Here is a 22,611-nt window from a genome sequence, read left to right as displayed (position 1 = left end):
TTAGATGGTCTTGATTCCCGGATCCAGATTTTTCATTTCAGCAATCATCTGTATGGGCGACTCTGCGGCGAAGATGGCATTGCCCGCCACAAAGGCTGCAGCCCCCGCGGCAATCAGCTCGCCGAGGTTATGGATGCCCACCCCTCCGTCTACTTCAATGATGAGCTCCGGGTTTAAGTCATTTGCCATCGCCTTCAGTTCCCGAAGTTTGTTGTACGTATTGGGAATAAATTTCTGTCCGCCGAAGCCCGGGTTTACCGACATCACCAGAACCAGATCAAGGTCCGGCAGGATGTCCCTGAGCAAGCTTACCGGCGTATGGGGGTTGATGGCCACACCGGCTTTGCAACCTGCCGCATGGATCGACTGTACCGTCCTGTGAAGGTGTATGCAGGCCTCATAATGTACCGTAATCAGATGAGCACCAGCGGCGGCAAAACGCTCAATATACTGATCGGGGTTAACGATCATCAAATGCACATCCAGTGGTTTCGTGGCATATTTTTTTATGGCTTCCATCACCGGGAAGCCGAATGAGATATTGGGTACAAACACACCATCCATCACATCTACATGAAACCAATCTGCAGCACTGGAATTGATCATTTCAATATCACGTTGAAGGTTGGCAAAATCAGCAGAAAGTACAGAGGGTGCAATGAGGTGCTTCATATCCGGTAGTTAAAGGAAGTTTATGGAGTAAATATAAAAAAATAAGCCATTGTCACCTAACAAAGCGAACATCATGAGAATTATGTGGCATTTTTCAGACTAGCTGATCCGCTTGCCCCGCATCAGCTTATCCAGGGCATCGTTGAATGATCCTGCGGGTGTCAGCTCCCCTGAGTTGATAAAGAAAATCTCATCGGCATTCTCAATGGTATTCAGTCTGTGTGCAATGATCACCAATGTAGTCTCTTGCGGCAACTGTTTCAGGATCAGCTCCAGCAGCTGCTCCGTCAGCGTATCAATATTTGCCGTTGCCTCATCAAGGATCAGGAGGTCAGGCTTGCGCAGTACGGCACGCATAAAGGCCACCAGCTGCTTCTGGCCCAAACTTAAGCTGTCGCCCCCAGAGGAAACCACCGTATCCAGACCTTTTTCAAAAGAAACCAGTAAAGCTTCCAGTTTAGCCTCCTGCAATACCTTAAGGAACTGTTCATTGCCGTAACCTTTATAGCGATCGTTGCTGTATAAAATATTTTCTTTCATTGTCCCCGCAAACAGAAAAGGTTCCTGCAGGATGAAGCCGATCCGTTGCGCCCTTTCTGCAGGGGTATAAGAACGGATGTCCCTTCCCTTCAGCAGCACCTTTCCCTTTTGCGGATCGTATAAACGCGCCATGATAGATGCGGTGGTTGTCTTGCCACCACCAGTTGGCCCCACCAGCGCATAGGTCTTTCCAGCATCAAGCCTGAAGCTGATGTTGTGCAGGATTTCTTTACCTTCCAAATATCCGAAATGAACATTTTCAAAAGACATGACGGCAGTATTCATTTCCCGCTGCGCGCCATCTGCAATGACCGGAAGGTTATTCTCCAGCGTCAGGATTTGTGCAATACGGTCCCAGCTTGCTAAGGCCACCTGGAAGCTGGTCCATAGTGATGCCAGCTGCCTTAAAGGGTTATAAAAGTTGGTGGCATAAGAAAGGTAGCTGACAAGCAGCCCAACGGTAAAATCCCGTTCCATGATGAGGTAGATGCCATAAGAAAGCACCATCAGCTGTGCCAGACTGGAGAACAAGCCGAAGACAGGAAGAAAAACACCGTTAGCCATTGCTGCGCGGATGGCCGTTTTATAGTTCTGCAGGTTTGCTACATCAAAGCGTTTCCTGAAATAATCACGCCTGTTGAAGGCAATGATCACCTTAAAGTTGTTCAGGCTCTCCTGGATCTCCGCACTCATGGCCCCTGCACTGGTCAGGTTTTGTGCATTTCTGCGTTTCACCCATGGTGAGATCACCTTCGTAAACAGGATGATGAATACTGCTGGAATTAATGTGGCCAGTCCCAATTTAAAGTTGATCACCAACAGGAATATCCCCGAGCCGGCCATAAGCACGATGCTTGCGACAAACTGCATCAGCGCTTGCGAGAAAAACTGATTCAGCTTATCGGTGTCATTATTGACCCTTGAAATCAGATCGCCAGCTTTATTGTCGTTAAAAAAGGCCACCGGCAGTTCTTGTATCTTATTAAAGATCGAATTACTCAGCTTGAGGATGATCCGTTGCCCCACCCCTCCCATCAACTGGGTCTGGAAATAATTTGTGACAAAAGTAACCAGGTAGATGCCCAGCAAAATGGCAGCAAAGACCAGCACACCATGAAATTGCTTCGTCTGGATATACTTGTCGATCGTATAACCAATCAGGAATGGCCCGAGCAGGTTAAGGCCGGAATTGACCAGTATGGAGAACAGTGCGGTAATCAGTTTTCGTTTCTCTTCTGACACCAGGTTCAATAAACTCCTCAGTCCGGAAATTGTAGACGCTTTTTTCTCCGCGACAGGCTGGCTGTTTAAATTATAGTTCATACTGATTGGTACTTTGCTGGGAGTTAAAGATCTGTACATATTCCGGGCTGCGCTGCATGAGCTGCTGGTGAGTGCCCGACGCCAGCTTCTCGCCCTGCATCAGGAGTATGATTTGTTCATATTGTGTGATGGGGGCAATCTTCTGCGTAACGGAGATCAGGGTGATCCCAGGATAATTGGTGCGGATGTTCTCCAGTATCTTAGCTTCAGTCTGAACATCCACACGGGCGGTAAAGTCATCCAGCAGCAAGATCTTAGGCTCAATGGCCAATGCACGGGCGAGCATCATGCGTTGTTTTTGTCCGCCGGACAAGCTCAGGCCTCGCTCAGAAACTATGGTATCAAGTCCCTCAGGCAGCTCATTGATGAAGTTCTCCAGCTCTGCCGTAGCAATTGCCCTTTCAAGTGAAACATCGGTCACCAGTTCGCTGAAGGCAATATTTTCACGGATGCTCATGTTAAAAAGAATACTGTCCTGAAAGACAAAGCCGACCTGGCTATGGAAGTGTTCGCTGTTATAGGCACTTATGGGGTTCCCATCAAACAGCACTTCCCCTTTTGAGGGAGAGATCAGTCCGGTGAGCAGGTACAGCAGCTGAGTTTTCCCTGCCGCTGTTGGGCCGATCACGGCAATCCTGGCCCCAGGATGAATGTCAATAGAGATCTCCTTTAAAACGGCAGTCTCCCCGTAACTAACAGAAACATCTTTCATTTCTATAGCCCCGCTAAGTTCCTTCTTCTCTGTACCCGTTTCAGGCAGGTCCTCTTTTTCCAGCACCTGTTCGATCCTGCCATAAGAAGCGGAAGCCTGCGCAATCACACTACTCATGAAACCAATCACAAGAATCGGAAAGATGAGTAAAGCCAGGTAGCTGTTGAACGCTGCAAAATCGCCCAGGGTCATGCTGCCGCTGATCACAAAATGGCCGCCTAAAACGAGGATGGTCAGCCCCGCCATGCTTGCAGTAAAGGTAATGATGGGGCTCAGCCAGGCAAAAAGACGGAGGATACTCATTCCAATATTTTTAGCCTGCGTGCTTGCTGTCAAAAATTTATCATACTCCATCATTTGCGAATTGATCACACGGATCAGCGCTGCGCCGAGGATGCTCTCGTTGATGACTTTATTTAGTTGATCTGTCATCTCCCTGCTCTGTTTGAAAAGTACTTTTACCTTACCAAAAACAAAGTAAAAGGCACCTCCTATGATAGGGATGATCGCCATAACCGCCAATCCGAGTTTCCAGTTGATGATCAGCAGCAGCACACTTGCACCGATGATGATAAAAAGAGAAGAAACGATAGATACGATCGCCTGCGATATGAACAGTTTAATGGAATCAATGTCTGCGGTCAGGTTGGTCAGCAACTTTGCCGGATGGACCTCTTCAATAAAAACAAAACTCTGCCGGGAAATCTTATCGGCCACCCTGGTCCTGAGGTCGCGCGCCACACGCTCTGAAGCATAGGTCTGTACAATACTTTGTAAATAGCTGAACACAAAGATGACCAGCGAGACGATGAGGAACTCTGTGATGACAACCTTGTAAGAAAATGTGCCATTGGTATAAGTATCGATACCACGACCAATCAGTTTGGGCAGTAACAGGTTCAATCCATTGCTGATCAATGGGAAGAGGATCAGGAAAGCGATCATTCCCGAATAAGGCTTTAGGAGGCCTAATATCCCATTTCCTTTTCTTTTACGCTGTTCAATTTCTTTGACTTTTGCCATGCTGAGCGGTGACGTTGTTAAGACCACAAAGCTATAGATACCTTGACAAATAAAATAGCTATGAACGTTAATAAAACAGTCGCAAATAAAAAACCCGCATCAACTGAATGATGCGGGTTTCCTTTGTCAATTTCTATTGAAACTATGCTGGTTTGTTGGCAGGAGCTCCTTCTGGTTTTGGAGGACGAGGCAACAACACTTTTCTGGAAAGTTTCATTTTACCTTGTTTATCAATATCCAACAGTTTCACCTGAAGTTTATCACCTTCTTTGAACACACCATCCATCGTTTCCAGACGGGTCCAGTCGATTTCCGAGATGTGCAGTAATCCATCTTTACCTGGCATGATCTCTACGAATGCACCGAAAGGCATGATAGATTTCACTTTACCATCATAGATTGCACCGATCTCTGGTTTAGCAGCGATGGCATTGATGCGTGCAACAGCAGCGTCAATTGAAGCTTTGTTATCTGCAAATACTTCAACGATACCTTTGTTACCCACCTCTTCGATAGAGATAGAAGCACCAGTTTCACGTTGCATTTCCTGGATGATTTTACCACCGGGCCCGATTACAGCACCGATGAATTCTTTATCAATGCTCAGGGAAACGATACGTGGCGCGTGATCTTTGTAATCCTCACGAGGCGCAGCAATCGTTTTCTTCATTTCATTTAAGATGTGAAGACGGGCTTCTTTAGCCTGGTTTAAAGCGTTTGTCAACACTTCCCATTTCAGACCATTGATTTTCAAGTCCATCTGACAAGCAACGATACCTTTTTCAGTACCAGTTACCTTGAAGTCCATGTCACCCAGGTGATCTTCATCACCAAGGATATCAGAAAGGATGGCGTATTTACCAGTTTTCTCATCGGTGATCAATCCCATAGCAATACCTGATACCGGCGCTTTGATTTTGATACCAGCATCCATCAGTGCAAGTGTACCCGCACAAACAGTAGCCATAGATGAAGAACCGTTAGACTCAAGGATATCAGAAACGATACGGATGGTATAAGGGTTTTCTTCAATTCCTGGCAATACTTTCTTCAGTGAGCGCATGGCAAGGTTACCATGACCAATCTCGCGACGGCCGGCACCCCTGTTCGGGCGAACCTCACCAGTAGAGAATCCAGGGAAGTTATAGTGTAAAAGGAATTTGTTATAGCCATTGATGAAAGCACCATCAATCATTTGCTCATCATCTTTAGAACCTAAAGTAACAGTGGTCAAAGACTGAGTTTCACCACGTGTAAATACTGCCGAACCGTGAGCAGAAGGAAGATAACCAACTTCGCTCCAGATTGGACGTACGGTGCGTACATCACGACCATCTAAACGAATTCCTTCGTCTAATACCAGGTTACGGATGGCATCATATTGTACATCATGGAAATATTTTTTTGACAAGAATCCGGTAACGTCATCGATATCTTCACCTAAAGTAGCGATGAAGTCCATCAATACAGCACCGAAAGCATCACCGCGCTCACCTTTGCTGGTGTTGCTTTTTGCGATGGCATATACTTTATCATAAGTAGCAGCATAAACTTTCTCTTTCAACTCAGGGTTGCTGTCTTCGTGTGAGTAAGCACGTTTCTCAGTTTTACCTACCAGTTGAGCAAGTTCTTTCTGAGCCTGTACCTGAACAACGATGGCTTTGTGAGCGAACTCAATCGCTTCAACCATGTCAGATTCAGAGATCTCATCAGCTTCACCTTCCACCATCACGATGTCGTTTTCAGTACCTGCAACAAGGAATTCCATTGTCGCACGCTCCAGATCACTTACATAAGGGTTGATGACAAACTGACCATCAATTTTAGCTACACGTACTTCAGAGATCGGCCCGTTGAAAGGGATGTCTGAAACAGCGATTGCAGCTGATGCAGCAAGACCAGCTAAGCAGTCCGGCATGATATTTTTGTCAGAAGAGATCAAAGTGATCATTACCTGAGTATCTGAGTGATAATCTTCAGGGAACATTGGACGCAAAGCACGGTCAACCAAACGGGAGATTAATACCTCATAGTCTGATAATCTTGCCTCACGACGCAGGAAACCACCAGGGATACGGCCTGCGGCAGCATATTTCTCCTGATAATCTACTGATAAAGGTAAAAAGTCAACACCAGATTTAGCGCCTACAGTAGATACTACAGTAGCCAATAACATGGTATCTCCCATTCTTACCACTACAGAACCATCAGCCTGTTTTGCTAATTTTCCTGTTTCAATTTCGATTGTTCTTCCATCGCCCAAGTCGAACGATTTTTTTATTACATTCATTTAGAGTTTGTTGTGGTGTGTTTTCCTCTTTCTACACACCTGATTTATATATGTTTATTTTATTTTTCAAAGTAAAAAAGCCATCCCTTAAGAATGGCTTTCCTTGATATAAGTAGTTCTATTTAATGATGTCCCTTAAGCCTAAAGCTTTGATGACAGCACGATAGCGGTTGATATCTTTCTTAAATAAATAAGCTAGAATACCACGACGTTTACCTACTAATTTTTGAAGTGACAACTGAGTAGAGAAATCTTTACGATTTTTCTTTAAGTGTTCTGTTAAGTGCGCAATACGATATGTAAATAACGCTACCTGACCTTCTGCAGAACCAGTGTTGGTTTCTACTTCGCCGTGTTGTTTGAAGATTTCGGCTTTCTTTTCTTTACTTAAATACATTTCTTGAATGATACTAAAGTGTGTATGGATTAATTAATTGTGTGCAAAGATAGAGTAAGTTTTGATGATTCGCAAGTGGTATGTAAATAGTAAACCTTATTTTTGTCGCACCAACCTGACGATCATGGAAAAGACCCAATACAGTATATTCGAAAGCGAGCTTAAAGTCAGACCCGACGACATTGACATGTTCAACCATGTGCACAACAGCAAATACTTTGATTACGTGCTTTCTGCAAGGTATGACCAGATGGCAGAGTTCTATAAAATGCCAATGGAATCTTTCCTGAAAAGCGGCTTCGGATGGGTGGTGCGTACGGCAATGGTCGATTTCAAAAGACCGATGATCCTGGGGGATACTGCCCTGGTCAGAACGGGCATCCTGACGATTAATGATAAGGGCTGCAGGGTCCAGTTTGAAATTATCATTAAGAGAACAAATAAGGTAGCTGCTGATGGCTGGTTTGATTATGTGATGATCGACATCAGCAGCGGTAAGGGCTGTAAAGTGACGCCGGAAATGATCAGCGCTTACAGCATTTAGCATTTAGCATTTAGCATTTAGCATTTAGCATTTAGCAAACAACAAGGCTGCTGACGGGATGTTTAAGATGTTTAAACACGTATAAAAAATAAAATTTCACTTGCTGCTTATCCAGTAAAATTTTATTTTCGCACTGAACAAAACTGCAGTACCATGATAGTATTTGCTTCCGTTTTAAGGTTTTAAGACAAGCCCAGGAGCCTCCCCTTCCAGCCATTTAGCTCCAGCACACCCTGCTGAAGCAGGTTTATTATTCAATTTTCAATCTTACTTATGACACAACAACAAGCCCGACAGGGCAGGTTATCTCAAATAGTCGCATTACTTAAACAGGCCATTAAAGGCGAAGACCTCGATTTTACGCAGGGCAGCATCCGCAGGGCTGTGCTCCTGCTGGCAATTCCAATGATGCTGGAAATGGCCATGGAATCCGTATTCGCATTAGTCGACCTTTATTTCGTCGGCCACCTGCACAACAGCAGTCACGCGATACAAACTGTAGGGTTAACGGAATCAGTACTCACCATCATCTACTCCCTGGCCATCGGCATGAGCATGGCCGCAACAGCAGTAGTGGCAAGGCGCATCGGGGAGAAAAACCCTGAAGCCGCCGCCAAGGCAGGTGTGCAAGCTATCGTCATTGCCATTGCCGTCAATATCGTCATCAGTGCTGTTGGGTTCATCTATGCAAGACAAATTCTGCTTTTAATGGGTGCATCTACAGAAACTGCCGACCATGGGACTACGTTCGCCCGCATCATGATGGGTGGAAGTCTCATCATCGTCCTGCTATTTCTCATCAACGGAATCTTCCGTGGTGCCGGCAATGCAGCGATCGCCATGAAAAGTCTGTGGATCGCCAATATTGCCAACATCATCCTCTGCCCTATTCTGATCAACGGCTTTGGTCCTGTCCCTGCATTCGGGCTGACAGGCGCAGCCATTGCTACGACCATTGGACGAGGCATCGGTGTACTCTATCAGCTGTATCATTTATTCATTGGCAATAGCGTCATCCGGATCAGGCTCACTTACTTCGTTCCCGACTTGACACAGATCCCTGCGCTGTTGAAAATTGCAGTCCCCGGTATCTTCCAGTTCATCATCGCCTCCTGCAGCTGGATCTTCCTGGCACAGTTGGTGGCTACTACAGGTGGCGATCAGGGTTCTGCCGGATACCAGACGGCTTTGAGACTCATGATGTTTTTTATGCTTCCGGCATGGGGAATGAGCAACGCAGCGGCAACACTGGTCGGGCAAAATCTGGGCGCCAACCAACTGGAACGTGCGGAGAAATCGGTGATGAAAACTGCTAAATACATCGTCGTCTATATGGCAACAGTCATGATTTTCACCTTTGCCGGTGGCCGTTATTTCATTGCTTTCTTTACCAATGACCTGGCAGTACAGGAATTTGCGCTCCGCGCACTGCAGATCATGAGCTGTGGTTATATATGTTATGGCATCAGCATGGTCATGATGAGTACGTTCAACGGTGCCGGTGATACATGGACGCCTACATGGCTTAACTTTTTCGGCTTCTGGATGTTCCAGATCCCACTTGCATATATCCTTGCAAAGTATGCTGGAATTGGACCTACCGGGGTGTTTATCGCCATTCCGGTAGCAGAAACAGCGCTCGCAATTGGTGCCTTCCTCCTCTTCAGAAGGGGAAAATGGAAAGCCATAAAAGTATAATCTTCAATAGCCGTAAATAGTGTTCTGGTACGCTTTTTATACATAAGTTTACAACTACTACAAATAGCCATCAACAAGTACTACAAACAGCCATCAAAATGAATAGAAACTTTAGCAGAACATTACTCACGGCATCACTTGTCCTCATCATGGGCATCGTCCATGGCCAGGATACCACTGCAACTGACTGGAGGAGTACGCCAAACCTTGTCAAATGGAACTTTGGCGCACTTGCTTTTAAATCCATCTCTTTTCAATATGAAAGGGCCGTCGGAAACAAGATGTCTGTTGCCCTCGGACTGAAAAGTATGCCTAAGTCGGGCGTTCCTTTTAAATCGCTTCTGGAAGATGCCATCGATGATGATGATACCTGGAACAGCATCAAGGATCTTAAAATGGGCAACTTTGCCATCACTCCCGAGGTCCGCTTTTACCTGGGCGAAAGTGTCTTCAAAGGCTTCTACATCGCCCCTTTCGCAAGGTATGCTAAATATGATTTTACGATTCCTTTTGCTTATACTAACATCGACGGTGTTGAAGAAAGGGCCAATTTCGACGGCAACGTCAATACCTTCACCGGAGGTGTCCTCGTCGGTGCGCAATTCAAACTTAACAAAGGGTTTTACCTCGACTGGTGGATACTCGGACCAAACTGGGGAACTTCTAATGGTACGCTTTCTGCCTACAAAACACTAAACCCGATAGAACAGGAAATATTGAGAACTGAACTGAACAACTTTGCAGACGACGTTCCTATCGTTAAACTGAAACCTTCTGTTGATGGTAGTGGGGCGAAGATTAAGGTTGATGGGCCCTGGGGTGGGCTTAGATCTGGCCTGAGCATAGGCTACAAATTTTAAGATTCCGTTTCCAAGTTCATTTACAAAAAACACAAGTTTCTTTTCATCCTCAAATCTTTGCTGAAGGGCAAACATTTGCATGTCTTCAAAGAAACTTGTGTTTTTTTGTGCGATTTCACAAGCGCTCTCCACTCCGGGTATAATGGTACAGTTTGAAGACTATGCGACGGTCTTTTTTCCGGTCGCCAAAGGCATTTTTTGAATCCAGATGCAACAGACATTTTTGAAGTCGGTTGAGAAAGGTGGTTTGTTTTGAACCAGTTGTAGAAGCAAGCTTTCGAAGCCAATTGCAAAGGTTATCTATTTGAAGCCAAGTGTAAGAGGTGGTTGATTTTGAACCAGTTGTAGAAGCCAGCTTTTGAAGCTATTGCAACAGGTTATTTATTTGAAGCCAAGTGTAAAAGGTGGTTTGTTTTGAACCAGTTGCAGAAGCAAGCTTTCGAAACCAATTGCAACAGGTTATTTATTTGAAGCCAAGTATAAGAGGTGGTTGATTTTAACCAGTTGCAAAGACCGGATTTTGCGGCCAATTGCAACTGGTGACTTATTTTCTACCGGTCAATTATCCGATAGTTTCCCTGATGAGTTTTGTGTAAAAATCGTTCAATTTCATACCCATAGCAGCGACTTGCTGGGGAATGAAGCTGGTGGCAGTTTGTCCGGGTATGGTGTTGATTTCGATGAAATAAAAGTCGCCTTCATCTTCGGTCAGGATAAAGTCGATTCTCACTACGCCACTACAGTTAAGTTTCAGGTATACATCTTTGGCAATTTGTCCGACACGGGCTTTCGTCTCTGCTCTTATAGGCGCTGGTGTGGTCTCTGTAGCTACTCCAGGAGTATATTTTGCTTCAAAGTCGAAGAATTCTTTAGCTGTTTCTACTTCCGTGGCAGGAAGTACAGTGATTTCTCCATCTATTTTTACGACCCCCACTGTGAACTCCCTGCCGGAAATAAACTCCTCAATCAGAATCTGATCATCCTCTTTAAAGGCTTTTTCGATCGCCTCCTGAAGATCGGCAGCATGGGTCACCTTACTCATCCCGATACTGCTACCTCCGTTATTTGGTTTGACGAAATAAGGGATCTTAAGGTCATTTTTCAGCTGGTCAATATCGTAAGGGATGTTTTTGAAAATCTGTGCTGATTTTGCTACATGCAGGTTCGGGATCCCATTTACAATCGCTTTGGTGTATCCTTTATTCATGGTTACGGAAGAGGTCAGTGCATTGCAGGTGGTGTATGGGAGGTTCAACATATCGAAATATCCCTGCAGCTTGCCATCTTCTCCTGGTGAACCGTGGATTGCGATGAAAACGCCATCAAAGATAATTTTCTTTCCATTGATGGTTAGAGAGAAGTCGTTGCGGTCTACTTCGATCTTTACAGCATCCGCAGGTTCGTAAAACCACCCCTGCTGCGTCAGCATTATTTTATATACCTCGAACTTATCGGCATCCAGGTTATGAGCGATGGTCGCTGCGCTTTTCACAGATATCACCCATTCGCCTGTGGTGCCACCAGTAAGTAGTGCAATTGTCTTTTTCATGCGGTTATCTTTTTTATTCAATTTATGACAAATGGAATAATTGCCATACCTGATTTTTCAGGCTCAAATATAAATCAGTCGCAGATATTTCTCAGTTAATTTCGCAATAATTCTGACGAATTCGTCGGAATCTATTTTAGCAACTGCAACGGGTTTTATCGGGCATAATAATTGTCGTTCTGTTTTTACGTTTTCAAATTATTCGCGCGGATGTTATTTTAATTCCAATAAAATATATTTTTAGCCTAAATTTGGACCTTTACGCTAGAAAAACAAAAAAGTAACATGAGCAAATTCGTATCTTACCTAAAGACCTCTTCCTTTAGAAACAATTTACTTGCAGCCATTATAACCGTCGTGGTTATATTGCTTGCTGCATTCTTTAGTTTAAGATATTATACCAAACATGGTCAGGGTCTGAACGTTCCTACACTGAAAGGCCTTGCTTTTACACAGGCTGTCAGCAAACTGGAAGAGCTGGGACTCAGGTATGAAGTAGACTCCGTATATGTGCAGGATTCGCCTCCGGGTATCGTCATCGATCAGGATCCGGAAGCTGAAACCTTTGTAAAAGACAACCGCACCATTTACCTGACCGTCAATGTTGCACTTGCGCCGAATGTCAAATTCCCTGATGTAGAATTCAAATCACTAAGAGAGGCACAGGCTTTGATAGAGAGCTTCGGATTGAAGCTGGGCGACACGACCTATAAACCTGATGTGAGCCGGGATGTGGTACTTCAGGCATTATTTGGCGGGCAGCCCGTTGCGGCGGGAACATCTATGCCTAAAGGCTCAAGGATTGACCTTGTACTGGGCGATGGCAAAGGCAGCGAGGAAGTAGACATTCCTTCATTACTAGGATTGACCAGGGACGAGGCTTTATTTGCCTTACGCAATGGCGCGATGCTTAACCTGGGAATGGTCAGCTATGAAGGCGATGTGACGGATTCTGCAACAGCAGTAGTCATCAGACAGGACCCTATGGCAACAGACTCCGTTACCAAGGTCAAAATCGGTACACCAGTAAATATCACACTGTCGAATCAAAAGTAAATACTGATCAGGCGGCTATTTGCTGCCTATTAAACTTTAGTTAATACGTTCATTTTCCATATGACTAACGAAAATAAAAAAAGCTTGAAAACGAGTACGAAAGTAATATTAGCCGCCCTGTTTGTGGCAGTAATTGTTGGAGGATACTTCGGATTAAAATTCTATAAAGTCTACTTCGCTCCCAATACCACTGGTAAAGAAAAATATTTATATGTCAGAACCGGCCATAATCTGGACGACCTGGTTCAGGAAATCAGGTATAAAGACATCCTTACGGACATCGGCAGCTTTAGTCAGGCGGCAGCAAAGATGAACCTCGCCACTTCATTGAAGCCCGGCCGTTATACGATCAAAAAAGGAATGAACAACCGCAGCATCGTCAATATGCTGAAAAGCGGAAATCAGGAACCTGTGAAACTAAAGTTTCAGAACATCAGAAAAAAAGAAAACTTCGCTGCTTATCTGGCGAAAAACATGGAGTCTGATTCACTTACTTTTATCAATATGCTGGATTCTGCAGCATTGATTGAAAAATATGGATTTAACAAAGAGAATAGCTATGTAATGTTTATTCCAAACACTTACGAACTGTACTGGAATACATCTCCTATTGATTTCTTCGAGAAGATGCAGAAAGAATATGATAAATTCTGGACATCAGACCGTAAATCGAAAGCAGCTGCATTAAATCTAACACCTGTACAGGTATCTATTCTTGCCTCTATTGTTGATGCTGAAGCCTTGTATGACAAGGAAATGCCAGTCATAGCTGGTTTATACCTGAATCGTCTTAATAAGGGCATCTTACTTCAGGCGGATCCCACGGTAATCTTCGCAAACAACGATTTTACTGTGAAGCGGGTAACAAATTCCCTATTACAGGTGCAATCCAGGTACAATACTTACAAGTATGCTGGCCTGCCTCCTGGTCCAATCATGATGCCGAGCATCAACGCCATTGATGCTGTATTAAACAGGGACAACAATAACTATATTTATATGTGTGCTAAAGAAGATTTCTCTGGCTATCACAACTTTGCGGTAACCGTTCAGGAGCATGAAAAAAATGCAAAGAAATATAGGGACGCGCTTAATAAAAGAAACATTTTCAGATAGATGTATACACACAGCACCAAAGTTAGGGTAAGGTACGGGGAGACAGATCAGATGGGCTACGTGTACTACGGCAATTATGCGGAATATTATGAGGTTGCCCGTGTGGAGATGCTGAGGAGCCTGGGGATGGACTATGCTTCGATGGAAAGCAGTGGAGTGATGATGCCCGTGCTGGAGCTGAACTGCAAGTACATCAAACCCGCAAGATACGATCAGGAAATCACCATCAAGACAACCATACAGGACTTGCCGGGTGTCAGGATCCATTTCAAATATGAGCTGTTTAACGCCGCGGAGGAACTGATCAATATTGGCACCACCACATTGGTCTTCGTGGATATGGCAAAGAACAGACCTTGTCAGCCCCCGGCAGACTTTTTGGATCGCCTAAAGGTGTATTTTTCGTAGTGTAAATTTACGGTAGTGTATATCCCGAATAACGTATATTTGATCAATGGAGTGGGTTCACCGGCAACTGTTAAAATTAAAATTCTATGCGCTCTTTATCGAATGGACAAAGGGATGTATCCTTCCTGGCTTTAGTCCGCTCCCGCTATATACCGTTGGAACGTTCTTTTTCAAGGAGATTGGTAAAGATTCATTAGTCAACAAAGCTTCGTCCCTCGCCTACAATTTTATGCTGGCACTTTTCCCTGCCATCATCTTCCTATTCACACTGATCCCTTTTATACCAAAGCAAATCGGCTTCCAGGAACGCTTAATGGAGTTTATTGTACTCATTCTACCTTATGACGCCTATAAAGCCTTTGAGACCACCTTAAATGAGATTGTGAACAAACAAAATGGCCGGCTACTATCCTTCGGTTTCTTTTTATCACTATTTTTTGCGACGAATGGTGTTCATAACCTGATGATGGCTTTCAATAAGTCGTCGTTGATCATTGAAACGAGAAGCTGGGTGAAACAGCGATTGATTGCCATCGTTTTAACCATAACTATTGCTTTTTCTGTGATCCTCTGCACGGTAGCCATGACCCTTGGTGAGATCGCGCTGACTTACATCCGCACCGGACTGCATATGAAAGGGAACTTCATACCCTACCTCATTCAACTCACACGCTGGTCACTGCTCGGTATTTTGTATTTCGTGACAATTTCCATCTTATACCGCTATGGCCCTGCTCATGCTAAGAAATGGCGTTTCTTCAGTGCCGGATCATGGCTGGCAACCATCCTCGCCTTCCTTACCGTATGGGGATTTTCATTTTACATCAATAACTTCAGTTCCTATAATAAAGTATATGGATCCATCAGTGCATTAATCGTCCTGATGATCTGGCTTTACCTGAACTCTCTGATACTTTTGGTAGGTTTTGAGCTGAATGCGAGTGTGGATCTGTCGAAAAGAAGCGTAAAAATCATCAGGCCAAACTTTAATTTGTTCAAGAAACCACCGGTTAGAGGTCCTGAAAATCTAAGGTAAAAAATTTATTCTCCTCATTTTTAAGCTGCTATCAAGTTTTCGTTATTTTTTTGTGATGTTAATTTGCAGAATCAAGTTGAGTTTGTACTTTTGCGGCGGAGAGTTGGCAGAGTGGTCGATTGCGGCAGTCTTGAAAACTGTTGAGTGTAATAGCTCCGGGGGTTCGAATCCCTCACTCTCCGCTGAAAAGGTTGTTAAAACTTTCAAAAGCCTGCAAATCATACGATTTGCAGGCTTTTTTGTTTCTGAGCATACCTGAATTTTACATCAGTTCTAATAAGATTGGTGAGTGATTCGGTGAATAGATAGGTAAACTACCGCCAAAATGTACAAAACCATTGGCGGTTATTTACGAGTATGAGTTTATACACAGTATTTTGCACGACCTACTATAGAACAAAAGAATATCATTGCCATCAGTAAAAAATTCAAAGCCGACTATTTTGCCAATTACTTCAAAAGTGTCAATGTTGTCGATATCCGGTTTGTCATAATCATTGAGGGCTCCTTTCAGCTCATCGGTGGTTTCGTCATAAACAACTGGGCTGATTTGATCGCGACCTGGCCAATCATCAATTATTTCCCTAAATGCACCAAATTCATTGGTCAGTTCAAAGTTTAATTTGTTAATCGAAAATTCATAAAACGTCTGAATGTAGTAGTCAACATCGAAATCATCGTCTGTTTCTAAGGCAAGATTACGCTTTTGTTTTTCAATATAATCTTCGGTTTGTGTTCTTGTTTCTATATAATATTTTCCGTTCAGGTCGAAGTCATTCTGTAATTTGTCAACGACATCCTTTGCGTATCTATAACCTTTGTAAAGTTGGATGTTCCCATTGAATTTGTATTTATTGTCTACAATGTCGAAAAGCGTATAATTTACAGTATTATTTTTTATTTCAAAATCTTCGTCCATCCAAAGTCCATTTGAAGAGATGAAGTGAAATACTTTATTGGGATACTTCTCAAGTGTCAAACTACATAAAGGGTAAAATATTCCCTTAAGAGTTTCGTCTGTAAAAACTTCATCAAAGTTTGGGTACAAGTTTATTTTCATGGTCTGTGCGTTTCTTTATTAAATCATTAGAAGTCGTCTAATGGTATGTTTTCTCACTGTTAATTGCCGACAATTCATCATCTTTCAATTCAATACGTTTACCATTGCCATGCAGCACCGCTCGTAATGCAGCAGTATCATTTTTAACGATCAGCTCCATGATAACCGGAGTCTTGCCTGCATTGCTTGCAATGTCAAATGCGCTGATAATTTTCTCTTCATTAAACTTGAAACGGGTACTAAACTGAATGGTATCTTGTCTGTGCCAGCTTAGGATCAGCCCTTCCGGTAAACCAACAAAATTGCCGTAAGTGGGGACTTTTGCATTTTTCAGGGTATCCATCCGCAAACCTCTATTGCCGTACATATTGACAGCTATGTCTTGAATGGCGCAATCAGTCGGCAACAAGACTTTTAGTTGCCAATCGTACTTATTTAACAATAACGCATGTTGAACCTTTACCGAGTTACTTTCGCCATTACCCACACCGCTGGACTGGTCTTTATCCTCAAAAACTGACCAGTCGTGATTTTCCTCGCTTGCCTGAAATTCAGCAATCACCATTTCTCCTATTGATGTATTTAAGTAGCTTTTCATGGAAAAAACAACTTTACCTTTGGGATAAACTTTCACATTGAATTTTATACTTTCGGTTTTTCCATTATGACCGATTTGAACAGCTTTTCGCATTTGCGCTCCAACTGAAAATATTTTGTCATAGTCCAGTTTGAATTTCCCACCATAAAATTTATTCTCATTGAATGAGTAATATAGTATTTCCAAATTATCCGGATATAAATCCTTTCTTCCTCCAATGCCGGAGCCTCCGCAATCTATCTGACGATCACTACTATCACCATATAACATCACACTTCGGTCACAGTTGTTTCCATAATAACCAGTGTAATGAAAGTCGCATCTCGCGAACATCAATGGCAAACCTGTAGTTGTGCTTGCTGTGGCCTGCCATTCATACCCCTTACCTTCATTATAATAATCTGCCACATAACTTCGCGCTATTACAGTACCAATAAATATGGATACAAAGACGATACTCACTCCTATCTCTCTGATGTATTTTATCTTTTTCATATTATGCTAGGTTCTTGCGCTTCCAAAGGCTAATATGTAACTGACAAATATTGAATAAATCACGAAAACTATAAAGCCCACAATGGTTGCTACTTTGAATACCTTATTCATTTCAGAACGAGCAGGACTTATTCCCCATACTACCATTAAAGAAATCAAAACGAACGAAGGCGCAATATAGAACAATGCTCCTTCATTAGGTTCCCATAGTCTATCAATACGATTACTGTCCTGACCAAACGATTTTAACAAACCATGCAACGCAACGGCATTGACCAATATTAAGAGCAGGACGACAAAACCAAACATCCCGTTTTCATGGATTACACCTTGTTTGTCTTCTTCATTGAGCTTATGGTGTGGTTGTATCATGCTGCAGATTATGCTTGTTATAAAAATAATTGAGCTCAAAATAAGGAATTGGGAAATGAGAATTGGCACACTTTATTATTCGTAATAAGCAGAAGGCCGATTTGACCGTTAAGCCTTACTATTTGTTTCTGCTGATGCCTTGATTTCACATCAATTTCAGTAGTCATCAATCCATTTACTGGATGTGAAAGGATCAGAACGTCCGTTGACTTAAGTAATACTGGGACACCTATCGGGCATAGGTATAGGTATTAAACTACGCAGTACGTAAAAACCCCGCAGCCTTGCCAAAGCAAGAATCTGCGGGGGTGGCAACCGCTACGTTACAACTCTTTATCCTCTAACAATTTTGCGTCGCGGGTATTCTTTTGTACGGCAATGGCTGAAAACATACTCAGACAGAATGCCATGGCATAAAAGCCTTTTTCACTTAACGAGATGTCTGCATTCCAAAGACCAATCGTTAACAGGATCATGGATGCAATAGTGGCAAACCAGCTCAGGCTATAATAAAGATCCGTTACAGCCAGCCCCTCAGCCCTGTCCCTCACACTTTTTTGTACGGAGATTACTGCAAATAACCCAAATAGTAAAATGGTGAAGTAATAGCCTTTTTCGTTCAATTCCATTGTTGCATTCCATAGGCCGATGCAATAGCCAACTGCTCCTGTTAATAAAGCAAACCATGAGGCACCAATAAATGCGGCGGTCGGTTTAAAGGGGTTTCTAACTTTCTCGCCATGTTTTATGAGCGGTGAATTTTCTTCAGTTCTGTGTTGTAGCGGTTCCATATTATTTTGTTTTGATTAATATGGAAGTAAATGTCGGATGTAAAACAGACCTGTAAAAATCAAAATATGAAAGTTACTGACGATATAAATCTTACATTTACATACACTAACACATTCAAATGGATCCAATTCAGGAGTTGATTAAGCTACTCAGCAACGTTGACAAAACGCAATTTAGGCAGTTTTTACATCGAAAAAACAAAAGGAGTGATGTAAAAAACCTGCACTTACTGGATTTACTGGAAACTGACGATATAGTCAGCATAAATAAGCTCTACAACTTAGAGAAAAATAAAGACGCCTATCATGCTTTACGTAAAAGGCTACAGGATAATTTGCTGTTATTCTTATCACAAAAAACCTTTGAGAGCAGTCATTCTGATACTTACGATGCTTTGCGTCTCGTCGTAGTAGGGCGTTTTTTATTAGAAAATGATGTGGTAAAGATCGCATTCAAATGTTTGAACAAAGCGGAGCGGCTCGCTGAACATTTGGAGCAGTTCAACTTACTAAACGAGCTCTTGTTATTGAAGATACAATATGCCCACCTTCCTGAAGCCGAACAACTCGAAACCTTAACCGCCCGCTTTTCACAAAACCAATCGGCCATGCAGCGCGAGGCGAAGCTGAATATGGCTTATGCCTTTTTAAGACAGGAGCTGCATCAAATACACCTGAGAGGGAAGATCGTTAACTTAACGACCTTGATCCTAACTACAATCCGGAAATACAAAATTTCTCTACAGGACCTGATGACCTACAAGTCAATCTACCAAATTCTTTTTATCGCAAATGAGTATGCGGCGATACAACAGAATTACGGATTGATAGAACGTTACATCAAACGAACAGATCAATTTATACAAGACCAGACGCACAAAAAGCAGTCTTACCTGTTCTACCATATATCCATCCTCTATTTTTTGGCAAACTTTCACCTGCGACAAAAAGATTTTGCAAAGAGCACATCCTATCTTAAGGAAATGATGGATTTAATGGAAACGGATAGTCGTTATCATCAGTTATTTTATTTACGTCACCAGTTACTCTCAGCACTCAACCTGTTTTTTAAAGGTTTTGCTGACAATGCGGTCGCATTATTAAAAGCATCACTCTCCAATACAAAGCAGGCCTCCAAACCTGAAGACATCGAGGATTTACGAATATGCCTGACCATGTTTTTAGCCTTGTGTAATGACAAGGCAAGTTTAAAGCAGCTGGCTTTACTGACACGAAGTGATGCCTGGTATGAGAAAAAGATGGGCATGTTGTGGACCATCCGCAAGAATCTCATGGAAATTCTGGTCCAGGCACAGTTCTCGAACATCGAACTGGCCATCTCCCGCATCAGCAGCTTCCGGCGGAGATATAAAAAGTACCTGCTGAAAACTTCTGAGGGACGTGTACTGGTATACCTGGGACTGGTTGAAAAGTACCTGTCAAAACCTGATATCGTCTACGAAAAAGAATACAAAACGACAGTTTTACAGCAGCTGGAGCTCGCACAAAACAACGACATCTTTACCTTGAGTTTTATCGCATGGTTAATCGCACATTTTGAGAAAAAGACGGCATACGAAGTTGTACTGACACTCTTATAAGGATGACAAGGAGGTACAATAGAGCGCGCAATTACCAGTTGCTGCCAGCGCCGCCGCCTCCTGAAGATCCTCCGCCCCAGCTGCCCGAAGATGATCCGGAGCTCCCGCCGGAGCTGCTACCCGACCTCCTTCCTCCGCCAGCGCCGGCATTTCCGATTTTGAAAAAAATCTCCTTTTTGGGAATGGAACGTTTCTGAGAGAACTTGGATCCGCAGCACTGACACACATAATCCATTGACCGTAACCCCTCTCTTTTTGACGTAGCACTGATGATCTTTTTAGTGCTGACGAGCTTACCTGTCTTATTTTTACATTGGTTGCATTTGACGATCTTAGATGTGGCATTGTCATACACAAACCTCAGCTCATCATCACATCCTGGAACAATCCAGATGTCATACTCACGCGATTTCAGGCTTTCCTCCATCTGCTGTCCTTTACTAAGGTAGGCCGACCTATCCCCTTTCAGCAGCACCATATCTGCTTTACACTTTTCAGAATAATAAGGACGGTAACGGAGATCCTTCAACCACATCTTCCAGCGGATCAATTGAAAAATCAAAAGCGGAAAAGGAAATAGCAATGTATATACTTTGAGATCGCGCAATTCGACCCGCATTTTACGGTATTGCTCATACCTGCTTTTGAAGAACGCTGATTTCTGCCTGCTGAGTTCAATCGTAAAATAAAGACTCGTGGTCACACACCAGCATCCGTAGAAAACAAGCAGGAATACCGGCCAGGTCATATATACGTTCGTAAAGATAGCCATGAGTGTGATAATGAGAATAGGTGCAAGAAAAAGCAATATTCCCCACCAGCAGGAAGTACTGACCAGACGCTGGCCGAAAGCCGACAACGTAAACCACGTGAAAATGCCTAAATAAAGTAACGATACGATAAAATCATAGAAGAGCTCCCACAGCGGATAGGCAGACCTTGCTGTTGCCAGTTCATCGTCCTGTGCTGACAACGCTTCCTTAGATGCGTATAGCCGATCTGAGACCAGCTGCAGACCGTCTACCACAGCGTCGTCATAACGGCCCTGCTTTAACTTTGGCACCATCGCTTTCTGCTGTATGCGGTAGCATACCATATCCGGCAGCACACCCTCCAGGCCATAACCAACCTCAAACTCAATCCGCCGTTGGTCTTTGATCAAGAGGACCAGCAATCCATTGTTAGTACGCTTGTCGCCTATGCCCCATTTCCGGAACAAAGCGGTGGCGAACTCTTTTGGTACCGCATTGCCAATGGAATTGACCAACACCACGGCAACCTGCGCCTTGCGGTCCTGATCCAGCTTTTTCAGCATGCCATCAAGCCTGGCTACAGCGGCCCCGGAGATGATGCCATTGCTATTGCTGACATATCCATCGCCATGGTCCTTTGGATTAACAATATCTGCAACAGCAGGCTGTTGTGCGGCTGATGAGCAGCAATACAAAAAGATCAAAAAGAAAATGGCTAAGGGCGATTTTCTATAAAGGTTGTTCAGCAATGTAGGCAGATTAAACGGTTAGTGAATCACTTCAAGTTTGTCGCTGCCTTCAGGTTTATGCAGATAAAGGTAAAACGCATTGATCATATTACGGCCATTCTCCTGATACCTGGCGCGCAGCGCAGGCTCACCTAAATTGGCAATGTCTGTACGCTCTAGTGTCACCAGGCGTCCATCACCATAAAACTTCAGCCTATAATGCTCGAGAGGGCGCATCTCCAATGTGGGATCCTTAAAATTCTGGGTATAGCTTGCCCATTGATTGGCGGTAGCAGCCTGATCCAGAAACATCATCTGTGCGTAGTTCTTTTCTTTCTGATACACCATTTCCTGTAATCCCTGTTCGTCCTTTTTGGTAATCAGGTTGGAGAAATACTGGTTAGCGGCAAGCACCTGCTTCAGCAATACATCAGGATCTTCTTTTCGAAGGTCTTTACTTTTCGACCAGCCTGTTACTTCATAAGGAAGGTTTACGGAGAAGGTACCCTCATAAACGGCAGTAGGCTTACCGCCGAAGACAAAAGGCTCTTCTGCGGATGGCACCTGGATGATTTCGTAGGGTGACACCACAGTTTTCACACCTTCACCTTCATACTTCAGCCCTTCTATGGCCACCCGTACCCGTACATTTTCCGACAAGGTGGTTAATGGCTGGTTGTTGTGAAACCCAGGATAGAGGAGCAGTTTAAAAGTTTGCCTCCCTCCTTTCAGCAATACGCTGTTGATGGGAGAGCTCGTGCTGAAAGTTCCCTGTACATCGCCAAAGTTCTGCGCAACGGGCACATCATTGATGAGGAGCTGAAAATTACAGGCACCAACCTGTATTCCCGCCCGGTAACTAATCTTCTGTTCTTTAAATTTTACTTCTTTGTATAAATCAGCTATTGAAGCAGTGTTCATTTTCTTTTCTTTTTGTGCGCATGATGTTAGTGAAGCGCCCATTAACAGATAAATAATTATTCTTTTCAT

At 43.5% G+C, this 22,611-nt stretch carries 20 protein-coding genes and 1 tRNA gene; 9 read left to right on the top strand and 12 right to left on the bottom strand.

Annotated features, from left to right (window positions below):
• From rpe to rpsO, 5 genes are all read right to left on the bottom strand, one after another.
• A complete protein-coding gene (gene rpe, locus PBAL39_RS02730; RefSeq protein WP_008238042.1) occupies positions 1–672 on the bottom strand; it encodes a ribulose-phosphate 3-epimerase in 672 nt (223 codons plus the stop codon).
• Between the two features lie 99 nt (positions 673–771).
• Positions 772–2,535 (bottom strand): ABC transporter ATP-binding protein, encoded by a 1,764-nt coding sequence (locus PBAL39_RS02725; RefSeq protein WP_008238041.1) that lies wholly within the window; start codon positions 2,533–2,535, stop codon positions 772–774.
• The gene (locus PBAL39_RS02720) at positions 2,525–4,270 is read right to left on the bottom strand and encodes an ABC transporter ATP-binding protein (protein WP_008238037.1); all 1,746 of its coding nucleotides are present in this window, start codon (positions 4,268–4,270) and stop codon (positions 2,525–2,527) included. The genes PBAL39_RS02725 and PBAL39_RS02720 overlap by 11 nt, the downstream gene beginning before the upstream one ends.
• Positions 4,271–4,412: 142 nt before the next feature.
• Positions 4,413–6,560, bottom strand: coding sequence for a polyribonucleotide nucleotidyltransferase (gene pnp, locus PBAL39_RS02715; protein ID WP_008238030.1), 2,148 nt, complete (start codon positions 6,558–6,560; stop codon positions 4,413–4,415).
• A gap of 118 nt (positions 6,561–6,678) precedes the next feature.
• Positions 6,679–6,957 carry a 30S ribosomal protein S15 gene (rpsO, locus tag PBAL39_RS02710; protein WP_008238028.1) on the bottom strand — a complete coding sequence of 93 codons (279 nt, stop codon included), beginning with the start codon at positions 6,955–6,957 and terminating at the stop codon, positions 6,679–6,681.
• Between the two features lie 124 nt (positions 6,958–7,081).
• Between rpsO and PBAL39_RS02705 the strand changes: the two genes are divergently transcribed.
• The 3 genes from PBAL39_RS02705 (at position 7,082) to PBAL39_RS02695 (ending at position 10,059) form a co-directional block, all read left to right on the top strand.
• The gene (locus tag PBAL39_RS02705; RefSeq protein WP_039866006.1) at positions 7,082–7,501 is read left to right on the top strand and encodes a thioesterase family protein; all 420 of its coding nucleotides are present in this window, start codon (positions 7,082–7,084) and stop codon (positions 7,499–7,501) included.
• A gap of 273 nt (positions 7,502–7,774) precedes the next feature.
• On the top strand, positions 7,775–9,199 hold the full coding sequence (locus tag PBAL39_RS02700) for an MATE family efflux transporter (RefSeq protein ID WP_008238026.1): 1,425 nt from the start codon (positions 7,775–7,777) through the stop codon (positions 9,197–9,199).
• A gap of 98 nt (positions 9,200–9,297) precedes the next feature.
• A complete protein-coding gene (locus tag PBAL39_RS02695) occupies positions 9,298–10,059 on the top strand; it encodes a DUF3575 domain-containing protein (RefSeq protein WP_039866005.1) in 762 nt (253 codons plus the stop codon).
• Positions 10,060–10,621: 562 nt separating this feature from the next.
• On the opposite strand, the gene PBAL39_RS02690 is transcribed toward PBAL39_RS02695, so the two are convergent.
• A complete protein-coding gene (locus PBAL39_RS02690; protein WP_039866049.1) occupies positions 10,622–11,608 on the bottom strand; it encodes a D-alanine--D-alanine ligase in 987 nt (328 codons plus the stop codon).
• 285 nt (positions 11,609–11,893) lie between these two features.
• Here PBAL39_RS02690 and PBAL39_RS02685 point away from each other — a divergent pair, with 285 nt between their 5' ends.
• The 5 genes from PBAL39_RS02685 (at position 11,894) to PBAL39_RS02665 (ending at position 15,406) form a co-directional block, all read left to right on the top strand.
• Entirely contained in the window at positions 11,894–12,664 is a 771-nt protein-coding gene (locus PBAL39_RS02685) for a PASTA domain-containing protein (RefSeq protein ID WP_008238023.1), read from the top strand.
• Positions 12,665–12,724: 60 nt separating this feature from the next.
• Positions 12,725–13,780 carry an endolytic transglycosylase MltG gene (gene mltG, locus PBAL39_RS02680; RefSeq protein WP_008238022.1) on the top strand — a complete coding sequence of 352 codons (1,056 nt, stop codon included), beginning with the start codon at positions 12,725–12,727 and terminating at the stop codon, positions 13,778–13,780.
• Positions 13,781–14,188 (top strand): thioesterase family protein, encoded by a 408-nt coding sequence (locus PBAL39_RS02675; RefSeq protein WP_008238021.1) that lies wholly within the window; start codon positions 13,781–13,783, stop codon positions 14,186–14,188.
• 46 nt (positions 14,189–14,234) lie between these two features.
• Positions 14,235–15,224 (top strand): YihY/virulence factor BrkB family protein, encoded by a 990-nt coding sequence (locus PBAL39_RS02670; protein WP_008238010.1) that lies wholly within the window; start codon positions 14,235–14,237, stop codon positions 15,222–15,224.
• 97 nt (positions 15,225–15,321) lie between these two features.
• A tRNA-Ser gene (locus PBAL39_RS02665) sits at positions 15,322–15,406 on the top strand.
• 167 nt (positions 15,407–15,573) lie between these two features.
• Here the strand turns inward: PBAL39_RS02665 and PBAL39_RS02660 are convergent.
• The 4 genes from PBAL39_RS02660 to yiaA form a co-directional block, all read right to left on the bottom strand.
• Complete coding sequence (locus PBAL39_RS02660; protein WP_008238006.1) at positions 15,574–16,284, bottom strand: hypothetical protein; 711 nt, start codon at positions 16,282–16,284, stop codon at positions 15,574–15,576.
• 37 nt (positions 16,285–16,321) lie between these two features.
• Positions 16,322–17,377 carry a DUF2931 family protein gene (locus PBAL39_RS02655; RefSeq protein WP_008238005.1) on the bottom strand — a complete coding sequence of 352 codons (1,056 nt, stop codon included), beginning with the start codon at positions 17,375–17,377 and terminating at the stop codon, positions 16,322–16,324.
• 6 nt (positions 17,378–17,383) lie between these two features.
• Entirely contained in the window at positions 17,384–17,749 is a 366-nt protein-coding gene (locus tag PBAL39_RS02650) for a hypothetical protein (RefSeq protein WP_008238004.1), read from the bottom strand.
• 323 nt (positions 17,750–18,072) lie between these two features.
• A complete protein-coding gene (gene yiaA, locus PBAL39_RS02645) occupies positions 18,073–18,540 on the bottom strand; it encodes an inner membrane protein YiaA (RefSeq protein WP_008238003.1) in 468 nt (155 codons plus the stop codon).
• 119 nt (positions 18,541–18,659) lie between these two features.
• On the opposite strand from yiaA, the gene PBAL39_RS02640 reads away from it, so the two are divergent.
• Positions 18,660–20,141, top strand: a complete 1,482-nt coding sequence (locus PBAL39_RS02640) for a hypothetical protein (protein WP_008238002.1) — start codon at positions 18,660–18,662, stop codon at positions 20,139–20,141.
• A 31-nt stretch (positions 20,142–20,172) separates the two neighbouring features.
• On the opposite strand, the gene PBAL39_RS02635 is transcribed toward PBAL39_RS02640, so the two are convergent.
• Both PBAL39_RS02635 and PBAL39_RS02630 read right to left on the bottom strand, forming a co-directional pair.
• Complete coding sequence (locus PBAL39_RS02635) at positions 20,173–21,642, bottom strand: YgcG family protein (RefSeq protein WP_008238001.1); 1,470 nt, start codon at positions 21,640–21,642, stop codon at positions 20,173–20,175.
• Between the two features lie 18 nt (positions 21,643–21,660).
• On the bottom strand, positions 21,661–22,542 hold the full coding sequence (locus PBAL39_RS02630) for a hypothetical protein (RefSeq protein WP_232282887.1): 882 nt from the start codon (positions 22,540–22,542) through the stop codon (positions 21,661–21,663).
• Positions 22,543–22,611 lie beyond the last annotated feature (69 nt).

It is taken from the genome of Pedobacter sp. BAL39 (assembly GCF_000170795.1).
In the GTDB taxonomy this organism is placed as follows: Bacteria; Bacteroidota; Bacteroidia; order Sphingobacteriales; family Sphingobacteriaceae; genus Pedobacter.
Note: the sequence above shows the minus strand (reverse complement) of the source record. Positions and strands in the feature narration are given on the sequence as shown.